Consider the following 20,881-nt stretch of genomic DNA (forward strand, 5'->3'; position numbering starts at 1 on the left):
TCACCAAGCACAACCTCAAGTACCGCCGCTACTACCACCAGTTCGACTACTAAGAGCTGGTCGCAGGTCCGATATCTTGGCTGGTTGATATCTCGACCCTACACAAGGGCGTCCGCATTTGCGCGGGCGCCCTTTTTGCGTTGCTGTCGGCGCAGGGTGTCTTCGGCGGAAAGTTCATCCCGGGCTTGCGGCTCGGAGTGGGACGCGCTTTCCGGTTGGGCTGGGGGAATCGCCAGATTAAGCTGAGAGCTTGCCCCTATGTTTCTAAATGAATACGCTGTGAGCCGAGGGAGACGATTTTCCCCGCAAGCACTCTAGTATGCTAAAGTACCCAGAAGACCGGCGGAGCTATGCCGGTCTTCTGTTCTAAGCGAAGCACAGCATGAGGAGGCTCACCAGATGACGGCCACACCGTGGGGATTCCGGGACATATTGCCCGAGGAGGCTCAGGCACGCGAGGAGATCGCATGTACGGTGAAGGGCTGCTTTAGGGAGCATCATTACCTGCCGGTTGAGACGCCGCTGCTCGAGGACAAGGGTTCGCTCGAGGAAGGTGGCCGCATTGCGGACACGCCGTTTAAGCTCTTTGACGATGATGGGCGTTTGCTGGTGGTCCGTCCCGACAACACGTTGCCGATCGTGCGCTTGGTTTCGACCCGCATGCGCGCGGCCGACCTGCCCCTGCGCCTGCGCTACGAGGCGCCGGTGGTTCGCGAGTGCCAGCGCAATGCCGGCGGCTCGCGTCAGTTTACGCAGCTGGGCTTTGAGCTCATCGGTGCGGGCGACGCCGCGGGCGATGTCGAGATTGTCTCGCTGGTAGCCGAGGCCGTGCGCAAGCTGGCGTTGCCCGATGCGCGCATTATCGCAGGTAGCGTGCGTCCTTTTAAGGAGCTGCTCGCGGCGTGCGAGGATCGCGAGCTGGCTGCCGAGGCCCTGCGCTGCGTGCACGCCAATGACTTTGTGGGCCTCGATGCCCGCGTGGCGGCAAGCGCCGAGTCCGAGGCCGTCAAGGCCGCCATTAGCGAACTGCCGCGCTTGCACGGCGGTGCCGAGATACTCGACCGTGTGGATGCGCTGCTGGAAGCTGCCGGTATCGTCGCGTCGCTGACGCGCGAGCTGCGTGCCCTGGTCGAGGGCCTGGCTCCCGAGGACGCCCAGGTGCTGTCCTTCGACTTCTCCATCATGAACTCTTTTTATTACTACACGGGCCTGGTCTTTAAGGCCTATGCCGGTGGCCTGCCCGATCCGGTGGGTTCGGGCGGTCGCTACGACTCCATCTTTACCGGCGCGTTCGGCGATGGCATCGAGGTACCGGCGGCGGGATTTGCCTTTTCGCTCGAGCGTCTGGAGGCCGCGCACACTTCGGCTGAGGACGCCGCTTCCGACGGCGACCACGCCGCGGGCCGTGGTGCCGAGGGTCCGCTGCGCATCGCCGTTCCCAAGGGCTCGCTTAAGGCCGACACGCTCGACGTGCTCGAGGCCGCGGGCCTGGACGTCTCCGAGCTGCGCGATCCCGGTCGCCACCTGATCGTGCGCGGTCGCGATACGCGTGCCGGCGAGGGCGCGGTCGGCGATATCGAGTTTGTCATCGTGCGACCCAGCGACGCGCCCGCCTTTGTGGGCTGCGGCGGTGCCGACTGCGGCATCTGCGGGTGGGACTCGCTCATCGAGGCCGACCTCAACTTGCTGCAGCTGGTCGATTTGGGTTACGGCCTGTGCACCTTTATTGAGGCTGAGCCCGCTTGGCGCGCCGGTCAGGCCGAGCGCAACTATGCCCGCCGCGGTTCGCTTCGCGTGGCAACCAAGTACCCGCGCATCGCGAGTGCCTGGTATGCCGAGCGCGGCGTGAACGCCGACATTGTTTCGCTGCACGGCAACATCGAGCTGGGACCCATCGTCGGTATGACCGATCGCATCGTGGATATCACCGCCACGGGCGCCACGCTGCGCGATAACGACCTCGTTATTACTGGTCGCATTATGGACTGCACGGCCCGCTTCTTTGTCAATCCGGGTGCCGCACGTCTGGATCCGCGCGTACGCAATCTGGCAGATCGCTTGGCGGCAGCCGTGAAGGACAAGCATTTTGAGCCCGTTGCGGGCTCGGCACAATAGCGCGAGCGCGCACGGGCGCCCCCATATCCGGGCTGCGGACCGATTGGTGCCGCTGCCCGGCATCTCGTTTTCCAAACGCAACCTCGACCGATAGAGGATACCGATATGAAGACCATCAAGCTTGCTCCCGGTGAGCGCCTCGTTACCAACCAGCTCAACCGCAAGGGTGTGCTGCCGCAAAACATCGTCGACGCCGCCCGCGATATCGTGGCCAACGTGCGTGTCAACGGCGATGCTGCGGTGCGCGATTACTGCCAGCGTTTTGACGGTGTCGAGCTGCAAAGCTTTCGTCTGCCGCAAGAGCAGATCGATGCTGCGCTCGAAGGCCTCGACCCGGCCTTTGTCGCCGCGCTCGAGAAGGCTGCGCGCCAGATCCGTGAGTTTCACCAGCGCGAGGTCGAGCAGAGCTGGTTTACCACGCGCCCGGACGGCACGATGCTCGGCGTTAAGGTGACCCCGCTTGCCGCGGCCGGCATCTACGTGCCGGGCGGTCGCGCGCAGTATCCCTCCACCGTGCTCATGAACGCTATCCCTGCCAAGGTGGCCGGCGTCAAGCGCGTGGTCATGGTGACGCCGCCACAAAAGGACGGCCTGATCAGCCCCTATACGCTCGCCGCGGCCAAGCTCGGCGGCGTGGACGAGATCTATATGGTGGGCGGCGCCCAGGCCGTGGCCGCGCTGGCGTACGGTACCGAGACCATTCCGCGCGTCGACAAGATCACCGGCCCGGGCAACGCCTTTGTCGCCGCGGCCAAGCAGATTGTTTCGGGCGACGTGGGCATCGACATGGTCGCCGGCCCCTCCGAGGTCTGCGTGCTGGCCGATGCCACGGCCAAGCCCATGGTGGTCGCGGCCGACCTGATGGCCCAGGCCGAGCACGATCCGCTGGCCGCCTGCTATCTGGTGACCTGCGACGAGCAGTTTGCGCGCGAGGTCGAGGCGGGTATCGACATTCTAGTGGCGCAGTCGCCGCGTGCCGAGATCACGCGCTCCTCGCTCGACAACGAGGGCACCATCGTGGTGGCCGCCGATATGGCTGCCGCCGTCGAGGCCGTGAACACCGTGGCGCCCGAGCACCTGGAGCTGCACTGCAAGGATGCAATGGGCCTGCTCGGCGGCATCCGCAACGCCGGCGCCATCTTTGTGGGCGCCTGGAGCTCCGAGCCGCTCGGCGATTATGTTGCTGGCCCCAACCACACGCTGCCGACCGGCGGCACGGCCATGTTCTCCAACCCGCTTTCGGTCGAAGAGTTCGTTAAGCGCTCGAGTGTCATTTGCTATACACCCGAGGGCCTGCTCTCCGATGCTCCTGCCACGCAGCGTCTAGCCGAGGCCGAGGGTCTGTGGGCACACGCGCTTTCCGCCGCACTGCGCCGCCGCGTGTTGGAGCAGGGCGAGGATGCCGTGAGCGCCGAGTCGATCGCCGCGGCCGACCTGACCAAGGTTGCCTGGCCGGGCGACGCCGTGGCGACGGTTGCCGAGGGCGTGGACCTGGCGGCTGCGGGCGCGGATGGCGCTAACGCGACCGGCGGGGAGGCCTAATATGGCCGAGCTGACGCCTCGCATGAAGGAACTCGTCCAGCCCTACTTGGCCGGCATTGAGCCCTACGATCCCAACTTTACGCCCACGCGCATCAACCTTTCGGCCAACGAGAACACCTATCCCGTGCCGGCCGGCGTGCGCGAGGCGGTCGACGCGGCGCTCGCCGCCACGCCGCTCAACCGCTATCCCGACCCCATGTCCAACGACCTGCGCGACGAGCTTGCCGCTTGGCATGGCGTGGCACGCGAGAACATCTGCGTGGGCAACGGCGGCGACGAGCTGCTCTATAACTACCTGCTGGCGTTTGGCGGCGCGGGGCGGACCCTGCTCAACTGCCCGCCATGCTTTAGCGAGTATGCGTTCTTTGCGTCGCTCTGCCAGACCGAGGTGAGCGACGTGTGGCGCGATCCGGTGACCTTTGAGCTCGACCAGGCTGCCGTGCTTGCGGCAGCGCCCGAGTGCAACCTGGCGATTGTGACCTCGCCCAACAATCCCACGGGCGACGTGGCGCCGCTCGACTTTATCGCGGCTCTGTGCGATGCGTGTCCCGGCATGGTGATGGTCGACGAGGCCTACGTGGAGTTTGCCGACGATTCGTTTGGCGCGGCCACCACGGCGCAAGGGCTTATCGCCGAGCATCCTAACCTGGTGATTTTGCATACGCTGTCCAAGGCGTTTGGCGCCGCCGGCACGCGTCTGGGCTACGTGATCGCGGCCCCCGAGGTCATCGACGTGTTCGCGGCGATTCGCCAGATCTATTCAGTCAACGTGCTGAGCCAGGCCGCGGCGCTTGCCTGCGTGCGTGCCCGCGATGCGTATGCGCCCGTGGTGGCGCAAGTTGCATCCGAGCGCGAACGCGAGTTGTGCGCCCTGCGTGCAATGGCTGCCGAGGGCATGCCCGTGGAGGCATGGCCGAGCGCAGCAAACTTTGTGCTCGTGCGCACACTGCACGCCACGTGCGTGCGCGAGCGCCTGCGCGACGAGTATTCAATTTTGGTGCGCGACTTTAGCTACGCGCCGGGGCTCGCGGACTGCCTGCGCATTACCGTGGGTACCCCGCAGGAAAACGACGAGGTGCTGGCTGCGTTTGCCGCGCTGGTGAAGGAGGAGATGTAGATGGGCCGTTATGTCGAGGTGACCCGCAAGACGGGCGAGACCGACATTGTCGTTAGGCTCGATCTGGACGGATCCGGCGTGTGCGATATCTCGACCGGCGTGCCGTTTTTCGACCACATGCTCAACGCCTTTGGCCGCCATGGCCTGTTCGATTTGACGGTACATGCGATGGGCGATGTGGAGGTCGACGCGCACCACACCGTCGAGGACACGGGCATTGTGCTGGGCGAGGCGTTTTGCCAGGCACTGGGTGACAAGGCGGGCATTACGCGCTTTGCCGATGCGGCGATTGCCATGGACGAGACGCTCGTGATGGCCGCCGTTGATATCTCGGGTCGCGGGCAGGCCTATTGCGATCTGCCCGTGCCGACCGAGCGCGTGGGCGGCTTTGATACCGAGCTGGCCGTCGAGTTCTTCTATGCCTTTGCGCGCGATGCTAAGCTCACGCTGCATGTGCGCGAGCTGGCGGGCGGCAACTCGCATCACATTATCGAGGCAGCCTTTAAGGCCGTGGGACGCACGATGCGCCACGCCTGCGAGCTGGATCCCCGCGTGCAGGGTATCCCCAGCACCAAGGGCTCACTGTAACCACCACAAGGGTAAAAACCACCACAAAGGGGACAGGCACCTTTGTGGTGGTTTTGGATGATGGAAAAAGGAGGGTCGCGTGGGCGAACCGAAGATCGTGGTGGTCGACTACCACAAAGGGAACTTGTCGAGCGTCGTGCGCGGGCTTGCGCGCGCCGGTGCCGCTGCCTGCACGTCGGATGATCCGGAACAGATCCGCAAGGCCGATGGCCTGGTCATCCCGGGCGTGGGCGCGTTCTATGACGCGATCGCCTTTATGCGCCAGAGCGGCGAGGAGGCGGCCGTGCTTGACGCCGTTGCCGCCGGAACTCCTCTGCTCGGCATCTGCCTGGGCCTTCAGCTGTTTTTTGAACGCGGCGACGAGGGCGTGCCGGCGGACGAGGGCGCGGACGACGATGCCTCCGAGCAGGCCGGCGGTCCCTGGGTCGATGGCCTGGGCATTATGCGCGGCTCGTGCACGCGCTTGGAATCGAGTCGCCTGAAGGTGCCGCACGTGGGCTGGGACCAGGTGCACATGACGCCCGCCGGCGCGGCCGATCCATTGCTCGCCGGTTTTGCCGAGGGCGCCAACATGTACTTCACCCACAGCTATGCGGTGGCCGACGATGTCGATGCCGCCGATGTTCTGGCGCGCACGCACTACACGCGGAGCTTCCCGTGCATCGTGCGCCACGGCAACGTGTGGGGCTGCCAGTTCCATCCCGAGAAATCCTCCGCGCTGGGACAGCGCATCCTTAAGAACTTCGTCAACATCGTCGAGGAGGCCGGCCGATGATTCTGTTTCCCGCAATCGATTTGATCGGCGGCAAGGTCGTGCGCCTGGAGCGCGGCGACCGGAGCCGCTGCAAGGTATATTCCGACGACCCCGTGGCCGTTGCCCGCTCCTTTGCCGAGCAGGGTGCGAACTGGGTGCATGTCGTCGACCTGTCCGCTGCCTTTGGCGAGGATGAGGACGCATGCGCTGCCAACTCGACGGCGATCAAGGCTATCTGCGGCGTCGACGGTCTGTCCGTGGACGTGGGCGGCGGCGTCCGCTCGCTCGCACGCATCGACGAGCTGGCCGGCTATGGCGCGCGCCGTATTGCGCTGGGGACCGTGCTGGTGACCGAGCCGGGTTTTGCCGAGGTGGCAGCGCGCGGCTTTGGCGAGCTGCTGGTGGCAGACATCGCCGCCCGTGACGGCCAGGTCAAGGTGAACGGCTGGCGCGATGGCGCGGGCGTGGCGCTCGATGATGCGGTGGCGCAGCTTTCCGAGCTGGGCTTTAAGCATTTGGTGTACACCGACATCGCGCGCGATGGCATGCAGACGGGCATCGACGTGGCGGCGTATCGCCATGTGGCCGAGGTCGCGGGTTTTCCCGTCGTGGCTTCGGGTGGCATCTCGACACTCGACGATATCTGCGCGCTTGCCGCGGTGGGTGAGGATGCTATTGAGGGTGCGATCACCGGTCGCGCGCTCTACGAGGGCAACTTTACGCTGGCACAGGCGCTGGCCGCCGCCCGAGGGAAGGAGTAGCCCATGCTTGCCAAACGCGTGATTCCCTGTCTGGATGTTAAGGACGGCCGCGTGGTCAAGGGCGTCAACTTTGTGAGCCTGCGCGATGCTGGCGACCCGGTGGAGCTGGCGCGCGCCTACGACCGCGAGGGTGCAGACGAGGTCGTCTTCCTGGACATTACCGCGACGAGCGACAACCGCGCGACGACCATCGAGATGGCGGCGCACGCGGCCGAGGAGCTCGCTATTCCCTATACCGTGGGCGGCGGTTTCCGCGACTTGGCGGGCATGCGAACCATGGTTGCCGCCGGTGCCGACAAGGTGTCGCTTAACTCTGCCGCCGTGCGCGATCCGTCGTTGATCAGCCAGGCCGCCGCGGCGTTTGGCAGCCAGGCCGTGGTCGTGGCGATTGATGCCAAGCGCGTGGGCCTGCCCGGTCAGCCGGATGCCGACAAGTGGGAGGTCTTCACGGCGGGCGGTCGCAACGCCACGGGTATCGATGCGGTGGCGTGGGCCGAGGAAGCGGCTCGTCGCGGCGCCGGTGAGATCTTGCTCACCAGCATGGATCGCGACGGCACCAAGGCTGGCTTCGACCTGGCACTCACCCGCGCCGTGGCGCGCGCGGTGCCGATTCCGGTGATCGCAAGCGGCGGCGTGGGCACGCTCGAGCATTTTGCCGAGGGCGTGATCGAGGGCGAAGCCGACGCCGTACTGGCGGCCAGCGTCTTTCACTTTGGAACTTTCAGCATTCGCGAAGTCAAAGAATATATGGCCAGCCAGGGAATACCTGTGAGATTGGACTTCTAAATGGAGCAAGTGACAACCGCGGCAGAGCTCAAATACGACGACCGTGGGCTGATTCCTTGTGTGGTTCAGCAGTATGACACCGGTGAGGTGCTTATGGTTGCTTGGATGAACGAGGAATCGGTGGGGCTGACGCTCAAGACCGGTACCACGTGGTTTTGGAGCCGCAGCCGCCAGGAGCTCTGGAACAAGGGCGCGACGAGCGGCAATATGCAGGAGGTCAAGGAGCTCTGGGCCGACTGCGATAGCGATACGCTGCTGGTCAAGGTCGACTCGCCGGGTCCGGCCTGCCATACCGGCAACCGTACCTGCTTCTTTAGAAAACTCGCGTAGGGCGGGCGCTCGACCAGGCGCTTGGCCAACCAGAAAGGATTGAACCATGGGTGTGCGCACCGCGAATGTTCAGGATGGAAATATCGGTGAGACGCTGACGGGGCTCGCCGGGGTGATTCACGGCCGTCGCGACGCATCGCCGCAGGAGAGCTATACCGCTCGCCTGCTGACCGATGTCGAGGACGAGCTGCTCAAGAAGCTTGCCGAGGAGGCGAGCGAGGTCATCATGGCCTGCAAGGATAACGATCACGACCACATCCGCTACGAGGCCGGCGACCTGATCTACCACCTGCTCGTGACGCTCGAGCGCTACGGCATCACCCTCGATGAGCTGGCCGGCGAACTCAACGCCCGCCGTCAATAGTTGTTTAAGAACGTCCCCAACGACTAGTCTTAGGCGAGGGGCGTGGGTTCCCATTCGCCGGTGGCGTGGGGGATATCGAAGGTTCGGTAGCCGCAGTCGTAGGCGTGGGCCTGAGCCTCGCGGATGTTCCAGCAGATGTCGCAGGCGCGGTGTGCGTCCGAGCCAAAAGTAATCGGCACCTCGGCGTGGGCGAAGCAACGCAGCAATCCGGTCGCGGGATAGTAGTCGTCCAAGCCCTTACGCGGCGCGGCGGTCGAAACCTCAACGCGGCGGCCCGTGTCGTGGGCGCACTCGGCCATCTGCTCCCAAAAGGGCATGGGGTTAAAGTCGGGCGCAAAACCCTCTTTCGAAAAACGCATGACTAGGTCGGGATGGGCCATCACGTCAAAGTTGAGCGAGCTCTCGCAGGTGCGGCACCAGTCGTCGACATAGCGCTCCCATACGCCGCGCACGCCTAAGTTTTCCCAAACATGCAGGTTGGTATCGTCGTCAATCCAGCCGCAGAGCGAATCGGGCGTGTCGGGGCGAGCGACGTCCTCTGTCCCTGCCGCGCCCGCGGCGCCTGCCGCAATATCGCCTGGGTTGCCAATCCAATGCACGCTACCCAGGCGTACGATGGCGCCCTGGGACCAGCTCTCAACCAAAGGCTCGCAACCTTGGTACCAATCGCATTCAAAGCCATAGATAAGCTCGAGCTCGGGTGCGATCTGCGCGGCAAGCTTGCGGGCGTCCTCAAAGGCCAGACGATGTACCGGCAAGTCGCTTTCGACAACCTGCACCTCGCAGTTGGCATCCATGCTGGCGGGCAAGGTGAGGTGGTCGGTCGAGACCATGACCCGACAGCCAGCGGCCGCGGCAGCGCGAACGTTTTCCTCAAAGGAGGCATGGCCGTCCGAAAACGAAGTATGGGTGTGGCAATCGACCAGCGGGCATGCGGGCATGGCGACTCCTTTGCATTTGGCGAATCCGCTCCATTGTAATGGCGCAACTCTCAAAACGCCGGGCACGTCGGGGGTCGAAATCGATTGGAAAGGCTGCGCGGCGCGCGGTGCGGCCTCGCTTGCGCTCTCAAAACGTGTACGTCAGCCTCCAAAACCGACAAAAAATGGCATATTTGGAGGCTGACGTACACATTTGGATAAGGGCGAGGGCGGCGATGGACGAAAGTCACGTCTGCGCCACGTCCGATGTGCTAGCGTTTGGATGAACAAAACGAGCCCGTGCGGAAAGGACCCGGACCGTATGCAATGCGATAGCAAATCACCGCTGTCCCGCGAGACCGATGCGCCCGAAACCATCGTCAAGCTGGAATGCGACATCGACGATGCGTCGCCCGAGGTGCTCGCCTACGCCGCCGATCGCCTGCGCGAGGCGGGTGCGCGCGAGGTGCACTGGCTGCCCCTCTACTGCAAGAAAGGCCGTCCCGGCTGGCAGCTGCAGGTGATCTGCTCGCATGAGGATATCGAGCGCCTGCAGACGATTATCTTTTTGGAAACCACGACTAATGGCATCCGGCGCCAGGTCATGGAGCGCGTTTGCCTGCCGCGCCGCTTTGAGCAGGTCGCAACGCCTTGGGGCGAGGTGTCCGTTAAGGTGGCAACCCTGCCCGATGGCAGCGAGCGCGCCGCACCCGAGTACGAGGACTGCGCCCGCCTTGCCCGCGAGCACAGCGTGCCGCTCCAGCGCGTGATGCAGGCAGCTCAGAGCGCGGTACTGCAATTTGAGTAGCACGGGCGAGCGACGCGCCACGCCAACCCTATTTGCCCCATCCCGAAAGGACTTCCCATGAAATGTCTCATCGCCTCCGACATCCACGGCTCGGCATATTGGGCCGAGCGCCTGTGCACTGCCATCGAGTCCGAGCAGCCCGACCGCATCGTGCTGCTGGGCGACCTGCTCTATCACGGCCCGCGTAACGACCTGCCGCGCGATTACGCCCCCAAGCGCGTGATTCCGCTGCTCAACGCCCTGGCCGACCGCATCATCGCGGTGCGCGGCAACTGTGACGCCGAGGTTGACCAGATGGTGCTCGACTTTCCCGTCATGGCAGACTACGCCACGCTGTTCGACGAGGCCGGCCGCGAGCTGTTCCTGACGCATGGCCATGTCTTTGGCGCCGGCATGCACAACAGCGTCGACCACGCGCCTGCGCTGCCCGAGGGCTCCGCGCTCGTCTACGGTCACACGCATATCAAGGTTAACGAGGCAAGCGAGGCACACCCGGGCCTGTGGCTGTTCAATCCCGGCAGCGTGAGCATTCCCAAGGACGGTACGCACAGCTACGGTATCTACGAGGGCGGCGCGTTCCGTCACGTGATCCTGGAGGAGGAATAACCATGGCCGAGCACATGGCTCAGCAAAATGCCGAGGGTTCGCGCGACCTGTCGACGCTGGTAGATGCGTCGGCCGAGCTGCAGCATCTGGTGCAGACCATCTGGCGCCTGCGTCAGCCCGATGGCTGCCCGTGGGACCGCGAACAGACGCATCAGAGCATCGGCAAGAACATGATCGAGGAAGCCTACGAGGCGCTCGACTGCATTGAGGCCGACGACGCGGCGCATCTGCGCGAGGAGCTCGGCGACGTGCTCATGCAGGTTGTGCTGCATGCGCAGATTGCGGCGGACGCCGGTGAGTTTACGCTGGCCGATGTGGCACGCGATATCGACGCCAAACTCATCCGCCGCCACCCGCACGTGTTTGGCGATGCGGATGCCGAGAACTCCGACGAGGTGCTCAAGATCTGGGACGAGGTCAAGCTTGCCGAGAAGGCCGTCAAGGACAAGGCCGTGGCAGCAGGCGAGGCGGTACCCGAGGGCCTGCTCGACGGCGTGCCCACGCATCTGCCGGCATTGATGCAGGCGCAGAAGGTGTCGCGCAAAGCAGCGGCCGTGGGCTTTGAGTGGGAGACGGTCCAGGACGTGTGGGACGAGGTTGCCGAGGAGCGTGCCGAGTTTGAGGCCGAGGAGCCCGGCTCGCCCGAGCGCGAGATGGAGTTTGGCGACCTGCTCTTTGCCCTGGTCAACGTTGCGCGCAAGGAGGGGATTGACGCCGAGAGTGCCCTGCGCGCCAGTACGGCAAAGTTCCGCCGCCGCTGGGCCGCGATGGAGCAGATGGCAGCCGACGTTCACGTGGATCTTGCCGAGCTTTCGACCCACGGCCTCAACGACCTCTGGGATGCCGCCAAGGCGGAGGAGTAAGACTGCGGGAACGACGGGCTGACATGCCTCATCGTTCCCGCTCAATTATTCGAAAAACAATTGTATCCCTCGGCTAACTTAGGGCATAATGCAAAAAGTGCGACGGGCTAACTTACGGAGGCGCACCGACGGTGCGCAGTCGGCCAGTCGCTTGCATCCACTACGTTTCCAAGTGAGAGGGAGACAACATGAGCGATATTTTGGACGTCTACGGTCGTGAGGTGCTCGACAGCCGCGGCAATCCCACCGTCGAGGTCGAGGTCGTGCTCGAGGACGGCAGCTTCGGCCGCGCAGTGGTGCCTTCGGGCGCTTCGACCGGCGCCTTTGAGGCCTGCGAACTGCGCGATGGCGACAAGGGCCGCTACCTGGGCAAGGGCGTTTCGCAGGCCGTCGAGCACGTCAACAACGAGTGCGCTAACGCCGTCGTGGGCCTCGACGCCTTCGACCAGCGCGCCGTCGATGCCGCGCTGATCGCCGCGGACGGTACCCCCAACAAGACCAAGCTCGGTGCCAACGCCATCCTGGGCGTGTCGCTGGCCGTTGCCCGCGCCGCTGCCGAGTCGGCGGGCCTGTCGCTGTACCAGTACCTGGGCGGCGTCAACGCTCATCTGCTGCCCACGCCCATGATGAACATCCTCAACGGCGGCGTGCATGCCGACAATAACGTCGACTTCCAGGAGTTCATGATCATGCCGGTGGGCGCCCCGAGCTTTGCCGAGGGTCTGCGTTGGTGTGCCGAGGTCTACCACACCCTCAAGGGCGTGCTGCACGAGGCGGGCCTTGGCGGCGGCGTGGGCGACGAGGGCGGCTTTGCCCCCAACCTCAAGACCAATGCCGAGCCGTTCGAGTACATCACCAAGGCCGTGGAGAAGGCCGGCTTTAAGCCTGGCGTCGACTTCATGTACGCCATGGATCCGGCCTCGACCGAGTTCTACAACGCCGAGACCGGCATGTACGAGCTCAAGGGCGAGGGTGTTGAGTATACGAGCGCCCAGATGGTCGATTACTGGGAGAAGCTCGTCGACACCTATCCCATCATCTCCATCGAGGACGGCATGGCCGAGGAAGACTGGGACGGCTGGGTCGAGCTTACCCGCCGCATTGGCAACAAAGTGCAGCTGGTGGGCGACGACCTGTTCGTCACCAACACCGAGCGCCTCAAGAAGGGCATCGAGCTGGGTGCCGCCAACGCGATCCTGGTCAAGGTCAACCAGATCGGCACGCTCACCGAGTCGCTCGAGGCCATCGAGACCGCCAAGGAGGCCGGTTACGCCTGCATCGTGAGCCACCGCTCCGGCGAGACCGAGGACTCCACGATCGCCGACCTGGTCGTGGGCGTCAACGCCGGCCAGATCAAGTCGGGCGCCCCGTGCCGCAGTGACCGTATCGCCAAGTACAACCAGCTCATCCGCATCGAGGACGAGCTTGAGGGCAACGCGCGCTACGCCGGCAAGGCCGCGTTCTACAACATTCGCTAGACAGACGAGCCTGGCGGGGAGGGGGCAGACTCGGCTTTGCCCCGCTCAAGCTAGATGCTACAGAGCGCTATCGGGCGCTGGGCCACACGGCTCAGCGCCTTTTTTATGTCGAGCAAAGGCTGGCGAAGGCGGTGCGCATGCTCGTGCTATAACTAAAGGACTTAGCGCAAACAAACCTCAACCGCACAAGGCGCACATGGATCAGATTTACGACAACAGGTACTATTCCGCCGGTTCGCGCGAGCCGTCGCCTCGCCCTGCGCGCACGGTGCAGCTCGGTGGGTCCGCCTACGCCGGCGCCGACCGCTCCACGCAGCGCCCGACAAGTACCTCGCGCCCCAATGCTCAAGTGAATACTTCGACAGATGGACCAGTACGTCCGACACGTTCGCCGCATTCGTCGCGTCCCTCGGCCCAGACGCACGACAAATCGAGCAGACCTTCGAGCCGTCTTTCGGGCGCGGACTTTATGCGCTACGCCAACGACAATGCGGTGGTCAAGGCGATCTATGACTTTACGCATGGCTCTCTGCGCCTGCTGTTTATCGGTATCGTGGTGGCGCTGGCGCTCGTGAGCCTGTATTTTCCCGTACGCGACCTGTACGTGGCTAAGCGCTCGAGCGACATCTTGGCCAAGCAGGTCGAGATTCGCGAGCAATACAATGATGAGATGAAAAAAGACACTGATAAGTGGTTCTCGGAAGAGGGCATTAAGGATTCGGCACGGGACCTGGGCATGGTGATGCCCGGCGAGAAGAGGATTGAAGTGCAGGGTCTGGACGAGGATTCGGATTCGTCGTCGAGCAAAAAGTCCTCAAACGCCAAGAATGCCAGCGAGGTGGCCAAGGAGATCGAAGAAGTCGGCAAGGACGCGCCGTGGTACATTCAGACGCTCGATATGCTGTTTGGATTTAACGGCGTCGAGGGTCAGACGGTCGCGTCCAGCGGCGAGTAGGCGAGTAACGCCCGGAGGGGAGCCCGCAATGGCAGAGTGCAAACGATATAAGGTGGCCGCGATCGACCTGGGAACGGTGTCGTCGCGACTGGTGCTGGCGCAGGTCGAGGCCGGGGCGATCGTGGAATCGTCCAAGCATACCGAGATCACCGACTTGGGCGAGGGCGTGGACGCGACGGGGCGCTTTTGCGAGGCGGCCGTTGAGAGCGTGCTCGCTGCGTGCCGCATGTTTGTGGACGAAGCCCGTGCCTTTGGGGCCGTGCGCATCTGCACCACATGCACGAGCGCCGCGCGTGATGCGTCCAACGCCGCCCTGCTGCTAGGCGGCCTGCGCGAGCTGGGGCTCGAACCGCAGGTGATTCCGGGCGAGGTCGAGGCGCGCCTGACGTTTTTTGGTGTGGCGCACGACTTTGCGGGCGAGCGCATCATCGTCGCGGATTCGGGCGGCGGGTCGACGGAGCTTGCGACGGGTGTATACGCTCCGGAGCGCGGGGTCTTTGCGCTGGAGGGCACGCGTTCGCTGGACATTGGCTGCCGTCGTGTAGCAGAGCGGTTTTTCTCGGCGCTGCCGCCTTTGGCAGGTGAGCTTGCGGCTGCTGCCGACTGGGCAAACGAGCAGTTTACGGCGTACTTTGAGAGCCTGCCCAACAACTTTGAGCGCGCCGAGCGCTTGGTCGCGGTGGGTGGCACCGTCACCACGCTCGTTGCACTCGTTCACGAGCTGGAGCCGTACGATTCGAGCTTTGTGCACCTGCGCGAGCTTTCGATGGAGCAGGTCTCGACCGCTATCGAGTGCATGTCCGCGCTGGGTGTTACGGGCATTGCCGCATTGCCGGGCGTGCAGTCCAAGCGTGCGGGCGTGATTCTCGCTGGCGCCGTGGTGATTCGCGAACTCATGCGCGCCGGCGGCTACGACACGCTCACAGTAAGCGAGAACAGCCTACTCGCCGGTATGGCAGCAACCATCAACGAGACTCTCGACGGCGCGACCCCCACCATCGCCTGGACCCCCACTCTCAGCACACTCTAAAAGTAGTCTTTTTGGGACGGGGCTTTTTTAGCTACATGGTCCGCCCGAGCCTTTCCGTGAATGAGTTTTCTGGGACGGGGATTAAAAAATCATTAGGTACACAATGATTTTTTAATCCCCGTCCCAGAAAACTCATTGGGTGGGCGGAAAAGTAGCTAAAAAAGCCCCGTCCCAAATTAGCTGCCCTGCAGTTGACGGCATCTAAAAGAAACGGGCCCGCATCCCTTGGGGACACGGGCCCGTAAACAATACGTGGTAGGGGCGGTGGGACGTCTGCGTATTTGCTTCGCAAATACGCACCGGCTTCGGTCGCCTGCCGGCGCCCTCGCCGGCTCGCTGCAAACGCTCCGCGTTTGCTTAACGCTCGCCCCCTCGCGGGTTCGAGCCCCACCGGCGTGCAAAAGAAACGGGCCCGCATCTCTGGGAGATACGGGCCCGTAAAAGCCAATGGTAGGGGCGGTGGGACTCGAACCCACAATCCTTGCGGCGAGAGATTTTAAGTCTCCTGCGTATGCCAATTCCGCCACGCCCCCGTGAGACTAGAAGTCTAGCACAAGCCGTCCGTTACGCGTTGACGGCCATCGAGTGTTGGCCCGACTTCTCCAGGAACTCCTGGAACTTGGCCTCGTCGCCCTTGTTCTTGTACTGCAGGGCCAGCAGGTACTCCAGGCGGCAGCGCTTGACCGGGTCGTCGCCGACATCCTCGAGCATGCGCTCCAGTTCGGGAATGTCGTTGTGGCGCTTGAGGATCATCGTGTCGTACATCAGCTGACACTCGTGCGCGACTGCCTCGGCCTGACCGCCCTCAAAGCCCTTGATCTCGTGCAGCAACTCCTTGGACTTTTTGCGGTCCTCCTGGCCAACGTAGTAGTTAAAGGCCTTAATTACCAGGTCGACGCGCTGCATCTTGGGCAGGTTGAGCCCCAGCAGCAGGTCGAACATTTCGCCAGCGCGCTCGTGGTCCTCGCGCAGCAGATAGGAGTTCAGGCGCAGGTAGTCGCGGTTGTAGCGCGGGTACAGCATGCTGGTGAGTTTGCCGTCGAGCAAACGATCGAACTCGTCCCACTGCTTGGCGGCCATAAGCTGCTGCAGGCGTTTAAACGTGGTGCGTTTTTTAACGCTAAAGAACACCGACACGGCGATACAAATAATGACGACGGCGGTCCAGAGTGTGCGGGAATCGGGCATATTGAGCTCCTCGGTCGCTCATAAAACAGGCGGTATGACAACACGTACTAGATGTATTATACGCAGCGCGCAGGCAAACTGGTACAAAAGTGCATCGAGGCCGAGCACCATCGCTCGCTGCGGTACACTTACCTAAAGTAAACCATGAAGGGAGACATTACCTATGAAGAAGATCGTTTTGGCTTGCGGTGCTGGCGCTGCTACTTCCACGCTCGTTGCCCAGAAGGTCGCTACCATGCTCGACGCCAACGGTTATGCCGGCAAGTATGAGATCGTGCAGTGCGCCATCTCCGAGGCCAAGGACGCTTGCGACGAAGGCGCCGACCTGCTGATCGCCACCACCGTTGCCCCCGAGGGCCTCACCTGCCCGTACGTGAGCGGCGTGCCCTTCATGACCGGCATGAACCGCGTTGCTGCCGAGAAGGCCGTTCTCGACGTCATGGCTCAGTAGGCGCTGCCTGTATGAATGAGCAGAACGCCAATCCGGTCGAGCTCTTTGGCATGCGCGTCGCCCATGTGGGCATCAACGCCGCCGACCCGGCAGACGCCTTGGAGATCGCGGAGCTGTTCTCGACGATGATGGGCTTGCCCGTTATCGAGACCCCGGTTTCGTACTTTAACGATTCGCTGATCGAGGTCATGAAGCAGAACGGTCGTGGCACCAAGGGCCACATCGGCTTTGCCGTCAACGACATCGATGCGGCCGAGAAGTGGTTTGCCGAGCGCGGGCTCGAGGTTAACGAGGAGTCGCGCGCGCTGCTGCCCGACGGTTCTACCAAGCTCGTGTACTTTAAGCGCGAGTTCGCCGGCTTCGCCGTGCATCTGTGCCGCGAGTAGCGCACAAACTGCCATAACGAACAAAAAGGGATAGGGCCGCATGGCCTTATCCCTTTTTTACGCCGAGGGGCTTCCTACCGTGGCAGGCGAATCGTAAAGCGGCTGCCGACGCCTTCGACCGAGGTCACGCCAATAACGCCGCCATGGCTATCGACAATCCACTTGGCAATGGCAAGCCCCAGACCCGAGCCCTGCGCGCCGGCATCGCGTGCGTTGTCGGCACGGTAGAACCGTTCAAACGCGTGAGCTGCGGATTCCTGATTCATGCCGATACCCTCGTCCTCAACACTTATGTCGATCGCGCCCGTGCCCGTATCCTGCGCTACGCCAAAGGTGATGGACGTGCCCGCGTCCGAATACTTGGCGGCGTTTTGCACGATCGCGCGCAGGGCCTGCTTCACGAGCGCCACGTCGACAGAAGCATCGCAGCGCGGGTCGCTGGCGAGCGCAGTGTCGTACGCCAGCCGATACGTGTGCGCGGCATCGATCATCTGCGATTCCTCGCACACCTCGCCGACCAGTGCGGCCAGGTTGGTGTCCACGCGCCTCAGTACGGTGCGGCCGGCATCGCCGCGCGCCAAAAACAGCAGCTGCTCCACGAGCTCTTGCATGTGCTCGCTTTCGGCCTTGAGGGACGCGATGGATTCTGTCAGCACGTCCGGGTCGTCTTTGCCCCAGCGGTCGAGCATGTTCACGTAGCCCTGAATCACCGCGATGGGCGTGCGCAGCTCGTGGCTCGCATCGTTGACAAAGCGCATCTGCTGTAGCTTGGCCTCTTGCATCTGGCGCAGCAGGCGGTTGAGCGCGACCTCGATGCTCGCCAGGTCGGCGTCGCCGGTGGTGACGCTCGGCGAGTCGACACTCGCGCGTTCGATTGCCTGCTCCAGCGTTTCCATCTTGCCGCCGGAGAGCTGCATGCGGCCGAGCTCGTCCACGCGCAGGGCCAGGTCGTTGAGCGGTGCCATGGTGCGGCGCACGCGGCGAGCGCCGCTGAGCATGTTGAGCACGCTGATGACTTGCCCGCCCGCAACGACAAGATAGAGGGGCCACAGCGCGATGAGGTCCTGCGCGAGGGGGAAGGTCTTGGTGGTGCGCGCAAGCTCGACGGTATAGGTGAGCGTGGCCAGGCCCAAGCCGCGCGCGGGGGCGAACGACATGCCGTGAACGGTGGCGCCGGGGATCCAGCCTGCGGTAAACGCGCCATCGGGCAGCGTCTGGTTGTAGCCATAGACCAGGATCGCCGCCGCAACAACCAGCAGCCACAGATCGAGCCAGACGTAGCTCATCAGGCGGCGCCACATGTAGCTCCAGTTGATGGCGCGGGCAATGGAGGTGACGCGCTTGGTCTCGGCGTTATGCGCGGCAGACATAGCCCACCCCGCGCACGGTCTGGATGATGCGGGCGCCGCCGGCGTCTTCAATCTTGGCGCGTAGGTGCGCGATGTGCACGTCGACGTTGTTGGTGTCGCCTACGTATTCGTAGCCCAGCGCCTCGTGCGCGATGCGCTCGCGCGTGAGCACGGTGCCGGCATGCGCCATAAGCAGGGCGAGGACGTCGAACTCTCGGGCCGTGAGTACGATGGTTGAACTACCAACGATGACTTCGCGGCGGTCGGGATCGAGCGCAACCGAGCCCACGGTGAGCACGGCGGGGGAGGGCACGGCAGAGGTTTTGGCCGAGTCGCTAGCCGGGGACGTCGCGGCGGTACCGGCACCCGTAGCGCCCTCCCCGGTCCCAGCGCCGCCAACGCCCGAAGCCGCCCGCACGGCCTCCGAGCGCTTCAACGCCACGCGGATCCGTGCGAACAGCTCCTCAATCGCAAACGGCTTGGTCAGGTAATCGTCGGCGCCGGCGTCGAGCCCGGCTACCTTGTCCATCACGGCATCGCGCGCGGTGACCATGATCACCGGCACATCCTTGTGCTTGCGCACGCGCCGCAGCACCTCCATACCGTTGAGCTGCGGCAGCAGCACGTCGAGCAGAATCAGATCGTAGTCGCGCTCCAGCGCCAGGTCGACGGCGGTGCGGCCGTCGGCGGCGTGCTCCACCTGGTAGCCCTCGTGCTCCAGCTCGAGCGTCACAAAGCGGGCGATTTTCTCCTCGTCCTCTACGATCAGGATTCGTGCCATGCGTGCCCCCGTCTGCGATTACTTGTCGTCGTTCAGATTTTGCTTGATATCGTCTGCGGCATCGGCGGCGTGATTCATCAGGTTGTTGATGCTGCCGGGCACGTCGCCGTCGCTATCGATGCGGTAACGCATGCCAAAGAACAGACCGATCAGCATCAGCCATATCGTGGCGCCCCAGGCAAACAAGGCGACGATGGGAATCAGGATGGGGATGTTGAGGATGATCGCATCGCGGCGCGTGGCGATAAACTTGGTGTCCAGGCTCAGGCGGAAGAGCTTTTTGAGGTACTCCCACACGCTGTCCATCTTCTTGGAGAAGTCGGTCTTTTCGCTCGACTTCTCGTAGGCGGCCTGCGCGGCGACCATCTCGGCCGAGGGCTCATCTACCGGCTCGGACTCGGTGGCGGCGTGCGCCGACGTGGTCTGGGTCTTGCCTTGCGACTCGAGCCAAATGATGGCGTCCAAAACGTTGCCGTCGGCGGCATCGAGTGCTGCCTTGGCATCGGTGTAACTCACGTTGCACTTGGTGCGGATGGTTTCAACTTTTTCGAGGTCGTCCATGACCTGTCCTTTCGTTCGATGGGCGCGACGCCGGGCGATTTGCCCGGGCGCGAGCGTTGCGTTCGGCGGCCTGCGTCGCGCGGCGCCGCCCCGCCCTTGGTCGAACTCTATAGTGCAGGTTATAGATTAAGCGATTCTTGAGCCAAGATTAATGTTGGATGAGTTTTTGGGTGACGCGGAGGCGGCCTTTGAGGCAAGCGCAGGCCGAGCGGCTAGAGCCCAAGGGTAAATTTGTGTCCGCACGGCGAGATATACTTATTGTCAACGTTGAGGGCGCGTCAGGGCAAAACTGCCTGGCGCCCGCGAAATCAGAGGGGCCGCCGTGCCGCATGGCGCAAACGAGTGGGGTCCCGACGTAAACAGGGGGTCATACGTGCATATCTACGCTATGAGCGACATTCACGGGTGCTTGGACGCCTTTAAGGCATCGCTTTCCACCGTCGACCTCGATGCCGAGGATTCCAAGCTGGTTTTGCTTGGCGACTACTGCGACCGAGGCCCCGATTCACTCGGGGTCTTCGAGCTCGTCATGGACCTGCAAAAGCGCTACGGCGATCGCGTCGTGGCGCTGCGCGGCAACCACGAGGAGATGTTCCTCGAGTACATTGACGAGGTGAATGACCCCAATTTCACGCAGGCATGGATACTTGCCGACAGCAATCTGGCAACGGCCAAGAGCTTCTTAGACGCCGAGGCATTCAAGCACGTTAAGCACCTTTTGAGGCTCAGGGAGTTCGAGGAGGCCTACGCCTTTACGGTTGAGCGCATAAAGGCCGAGCACGCGGACATCATCGCGTGGGTTCGCAAGCTCCCTTACTTTTACGAGAGCCCCTTCGGCCAGGTCTTTGTGCACGCCGGCGTTGACGAGGAAGCCGGGGAGGATTGGAAGCTTGGCACGGCTGTCGAGTCGTTAACCATGATGCTGCCCGATTACGTGGGGCGCGAGTTCTATCTGGATGTTATCGCCGGGCATATCAACACCGAGGTTGTTTCGGGCATTGCGGGCTATCGCGGCATCTGGCATGACGGGGCCAGCCACTACTACATCGACGGGAACGTCATGAAGAACGGCGAGGTCGCCGTGTTGAGCTACGACTCGGAGACGGGGAAGTACAGCGGCCAAGGGCTGGAGTAGGTTGGTGGGCGAT

At 63.4% G+C, this 20,881-nt stretch carries 23 protein-coding genes and 1 tRNA gene; 18 read left to right on the plus strand and 6 right to left on the minus strand.

Annotated elements, in window-relative coordinates; genetic code table 11:
- Positions 1-399 precede the first annotated feature (399 nt).
- The 9 genes from hisG to hisE all read left to right on the plus strand — a co-directional run bounded on the left by hisG (position 400) and on the right by hisE (position 8,357).
- On the plus strand, positions 400-2,115 hold the full coding sequence (gene hisG / locus DW029_RS05100) for an ATP phosphoribosyltransferase (RefSeq protein ID WP_118345473.1): 1,716 nt from the start codon (positions 400-402) through the stop codon (positions 2,113-2,115).
- 105 nt (positions 2,116-2,220) lie between these two features.
- Positions 2,221-3,657 (plus strand): histidinol dehydrogenase, encoded by a 1,437-nt coding sequence (gene hisD, locus DW029_RS05105; protein ID WP_118345474.1) that lies wholly within the window; start codon positions 2,221-2,223, stop codon positions 3,655-3,657.
- A 1-nt stretch (position 3,658) separates the two neighbouring features.
- The gene (hisC, locus tag DW029_RS05110; RefSeq protein ID WP_199582549.1) at positions 3,659-4,774 is read left to right on the plus strand and encodes a histidinol-phosphate transaminase; all 1,116 of its coding nucleotides are present in this window, start codon (positions 3,659-3,661) and stop codon (positions 4,772-4,774) included.
- On the plus strand, positions 4,775-5,362 hold the full coding sequence (hisB, locus tag DW029_RS05115; RefSeq protein WP_118345475.1) for an imidazoleglycerol-phosphate dehydratase HisB: 588 nt from the start codon (positions 4,775-4,777) through the stop codon (positions 5,360-5,362).
- A gap of 79 nt (positions 5,363-5,441) precedes the next feature.
- Positions 5,442-6,137 (plus strand): imidazole glycerol phosphate synthase subunit HisH, encoded by a 696-nt coding sequence (locus DW029_RS05120; RefSeq protein WP_117735545.1) that lies wholly within the window; start codon positions 5,442-5,444, stop codon positions 6,135-6,137.
- On the plus strand, positions 6,134-6,877 hold the full coding sequence (locus tag DW029_RS05125; protein ID WP_118345476.1) for a HisA/HisF-related TIM barrel protein: 744 nt from the start codon (positions 6,134-6,136) through the stop codon (positions 6,875-6,877). Before DW029_RS05120 ends, DW029_RS05125 begins: the two co-directional genes overlap by 4 nt.
- A 3-nt stretch (positions 6,878-6,880) precedes the next feature.
- On the plus strand, positions 6,881-7,663 hold the full coding sequence (gene hisF / locus DW029_RS05130; RefSeq protein WP_117757619.1) for an imidazole glycerol phosphate synthase subunit HisF: 783 nt from the start codon (positions 6,881-6,883) through the stop codon (positions 7,661-7,663).
- The gene (gene hisI / locus DW029_RS05135) at positions 7,664-7,993 is read left to right on the plus strand and encodes a phosphoribosyl-AMP cyclohydrolase (RefSeq protein ID WP_055252388.1); all 330 of its coding nucleotides are present in this window, start codon (positions 7,664-7,666) and stop codon (positions 7,991-7,993) included.
- 46 nt (positions 7,994-8,039) lie between these two features.
- The gene (gene hisE, locus DW029_RS05140) at positions 8,040-8,357 is read left to right on the plus strand and encodes a phosphoribosyl-ATP diphosphatase (RefSeq protein WP_055252387.1); all 318 of its coding nucleotides are present in this window, start codon (positions 8,040-8,042) and stop codon (positions 8,355-8,357) included.
- Between the two features lie 29 nt (positions 8,358-8,386).
- Here hisE and DW029_RS05145 read toward each other — a convergent pair whose 3' ends face one another.
- Positions 8,387-9,298: a PHP domain-containing protein gene (locus DW029_RS05145; RefSeq protein ID WP_118345477.1), complete on the minus strand. Its 912-nt coding sequence runs from the start codon at positions 9,296-9,298 to the stop codon at positions 8,387-8,389.
- 301 nt (positions 9,299-9,599) lie between these two features.
- Between DW029_RS05145 and larC the strand changes: the two genes are divergently transcribed.
- The 6 genes from larC (at position 9,600) to DW029_RS05175 (ending at position 15,017) form a co-directional block, all read left to right on the plus strand.
- Entirely contained in the window at positions 9,600-10,085 is a 486-nt protein-coding gene (gene larC, locus DW029_RS05150; RefSeq protein WP_233502257.1) for a nickel insertion protein, read from the plus strand.
- Positions 10,086-10,142: 57 nt separating this feature from the next.
- Positions 10,143-10,691 (plus strand): phosphodiesterase, encoded by a 549-nt coding sequence (gene yfcE / locus DW029_RS05155; RefSeq protein WP_117807773.1) that lies wholly within the window; start codon positions 10,143-10,145, stop codon positions 10,689-10,691.
- 2 nt (positions 10,692-10,693) lie between these two features.
- Positions 10,694-11,554, plus strand: coding sequence for a nucleoside triphosphate pyrophosphohydrolase (gene mazG, locus DW029_RS05160; protein WP_118345478.1), 861 nt, complete (start codon positions 10,694-10,696; stop codon positions 11,552-11,554).
- A 188-nt stretch (positions 11,555-11,742) separates the two neighbouring features.
- On the plus strand, positions 11,743-13,032 hold the full coding sequence (gene eno / locus DW029_RS05165) for a phosphopyruvate hydratase (RefSeq protein ID WP_118345479.1): 1,290 nt from the start codon (positions 11,743-11,745) through the stop codon (positions 13,030-13,032).
- A 196-nt stretch (positions 13,033-13,228) separates the two neighbouring features.
- Positions 13,229-13,987: a septum formation initiator family protein gene (locus DW029_RS11670; protein WP_233543809.1), complete on the plus strand. Its 759-nt coding sequence runs from the start codon at positions 13,229-13,231 to the stop codon at positions 13,985-13,987.
- A gap of 28 nt (positions 13,988-14,015) precedes the next feature.
- Positions 14,016-15,017 carry a hypothetical protein gene (locus DW029_RS05175; protein WP_118345480.1) on the plus strand — a complete coding sequence of 334 codons (1,002 nt, stop codon included), beginning with the start codon at positions 14,016-14,018 and terminating at the stop codon, positions 15,015-15,017.
- 448 nt (positions 15,018-15,465) lie between these two features.
- Here DW029_RS05175 and DW029_RS05180 read toward each other — a convergent pair.
- Together DW029_RS05180 and DW029_RS05185 are read right to left on the minus strand one after the other, a co-directional pair.
- Positions 15,466-15,550, minus strand: a tRNA-Leu gene (locus DW029_RS05180).
- A gap of 31 nt (positions 15,551-15,581) precedes the next feature.
- Positions 15,582-16,205 carry a hypothetical protein gene (locus tag DW029_RS05185; RefSeq protein WP_117743691.1) on the minus strand — a complete coding sequence of 208 codons (624 nt, stop codon included), beginning with the start codon at positions 16,203-16,205 and terminating at the stop codon, positions 15,582-15,584.
- 163 nt (positions 16,206-16,368) lie between these two features.
- Between DW029_RS05185 and DW029_RS05190 the strand changes: the two genes are divergently transcribed.
- Positions 16,369-16,656 carry a PTS sugar transporter subunit IIB gene (locus tag DW029_RS05190; protein ID WP_055252380.1) on the plus strand — a complete coding sequence of 96 codons (288 nt, stop codon included), beginning with the start codon at positions 16,369-16,371 and terminating at the stop codon, positions 16,654-16,656.
- 11 nt (positions 16,657-16,667) lie between these two features.
- On the plus strand, positions 16,668-17,042 hold the full coding sequence (locus DW029_RS05195) for a VOC family protein (RefSeq protein WP_055252379.1): 375 nt from the start codon (positions 16,668-16,670) through the stop codon (positions 17,040-17,042).
- A 74-nt stretch (positions 17,043-17,116) separates the two neighbouring features.
- Here DW029_RS05195 and DW029_RS05200 read toward each other — a convergent pair whose 3' ends face one another.
- Genes DW029_RS05200 through DW029_RS05210 form a run of 3 tightly spaced genes read right to left on the minus strand, consistent with a single transcriptional unit; the run spans position 17,117 to position 19,733 of the window.
- Positions 17,117-18,412 (minus strand): cell wall metabolism sensor histidine kinase WalK, encoded by a 1,296-nt coding sequence (locus DW029_RS05200; RefSeq protein WP_118345481.1) that lies wholly within the window; start codon positions 18,410-18,412, stop codon positions 17,117-17,119.
- Entirely contained in the window at positions 18,396-19,172 is a 777-nt protein-coding gene (locus tag DW029_RS05205) for a response regulator transcription factor (RefSeq protein WP_117743693.1), read from the minus strand. Before DW029_RS05205 ends, DW029_RS05200 begins: the two co-directional genes overlap by 17 nt.
- An 18-nt stretch (positions 19,173-19,190) precedes the next feature.
- On the minus strand, positions 19,191-19,733 hold the full coding sequence (locus DW029_RS05210) for a hypothetical protein (protein WP_055252376.1): 543 nt from the start codon (positions 19,731-19,733) through the stop codon (positions 19,191-19,193).
- Positions 19,734-20,106: 373 nt separating this feature from the next.
- Between DW029_RS05210 and DW029_RS05215 the strand changes: the two genes are divergently transcribed.
- Positions 20,107-20,868: a metallophosphoesterase gene (locus DW029_RS05215; RefSeq protein ID WP_117735537.1), complete on the plus strand. Its 762-nt coding sequence runs from the start codon at positions 20,107-20,109 to the stop codon at positions 20,866-20,868.
- The last annotated feature ends 13 nt before the right edge of the window (positions 20,869-20,881 follow it).

It is taken from the genome of Collinsella sp. AF38-3AC (assembly GCF_003474365.1).
Classification (GTDB): domain Bacteria; phylum Actinomycetota; class Coriobacteriia; order Coriobacteriales; family Coriobacteriaceae; genus Collinsella.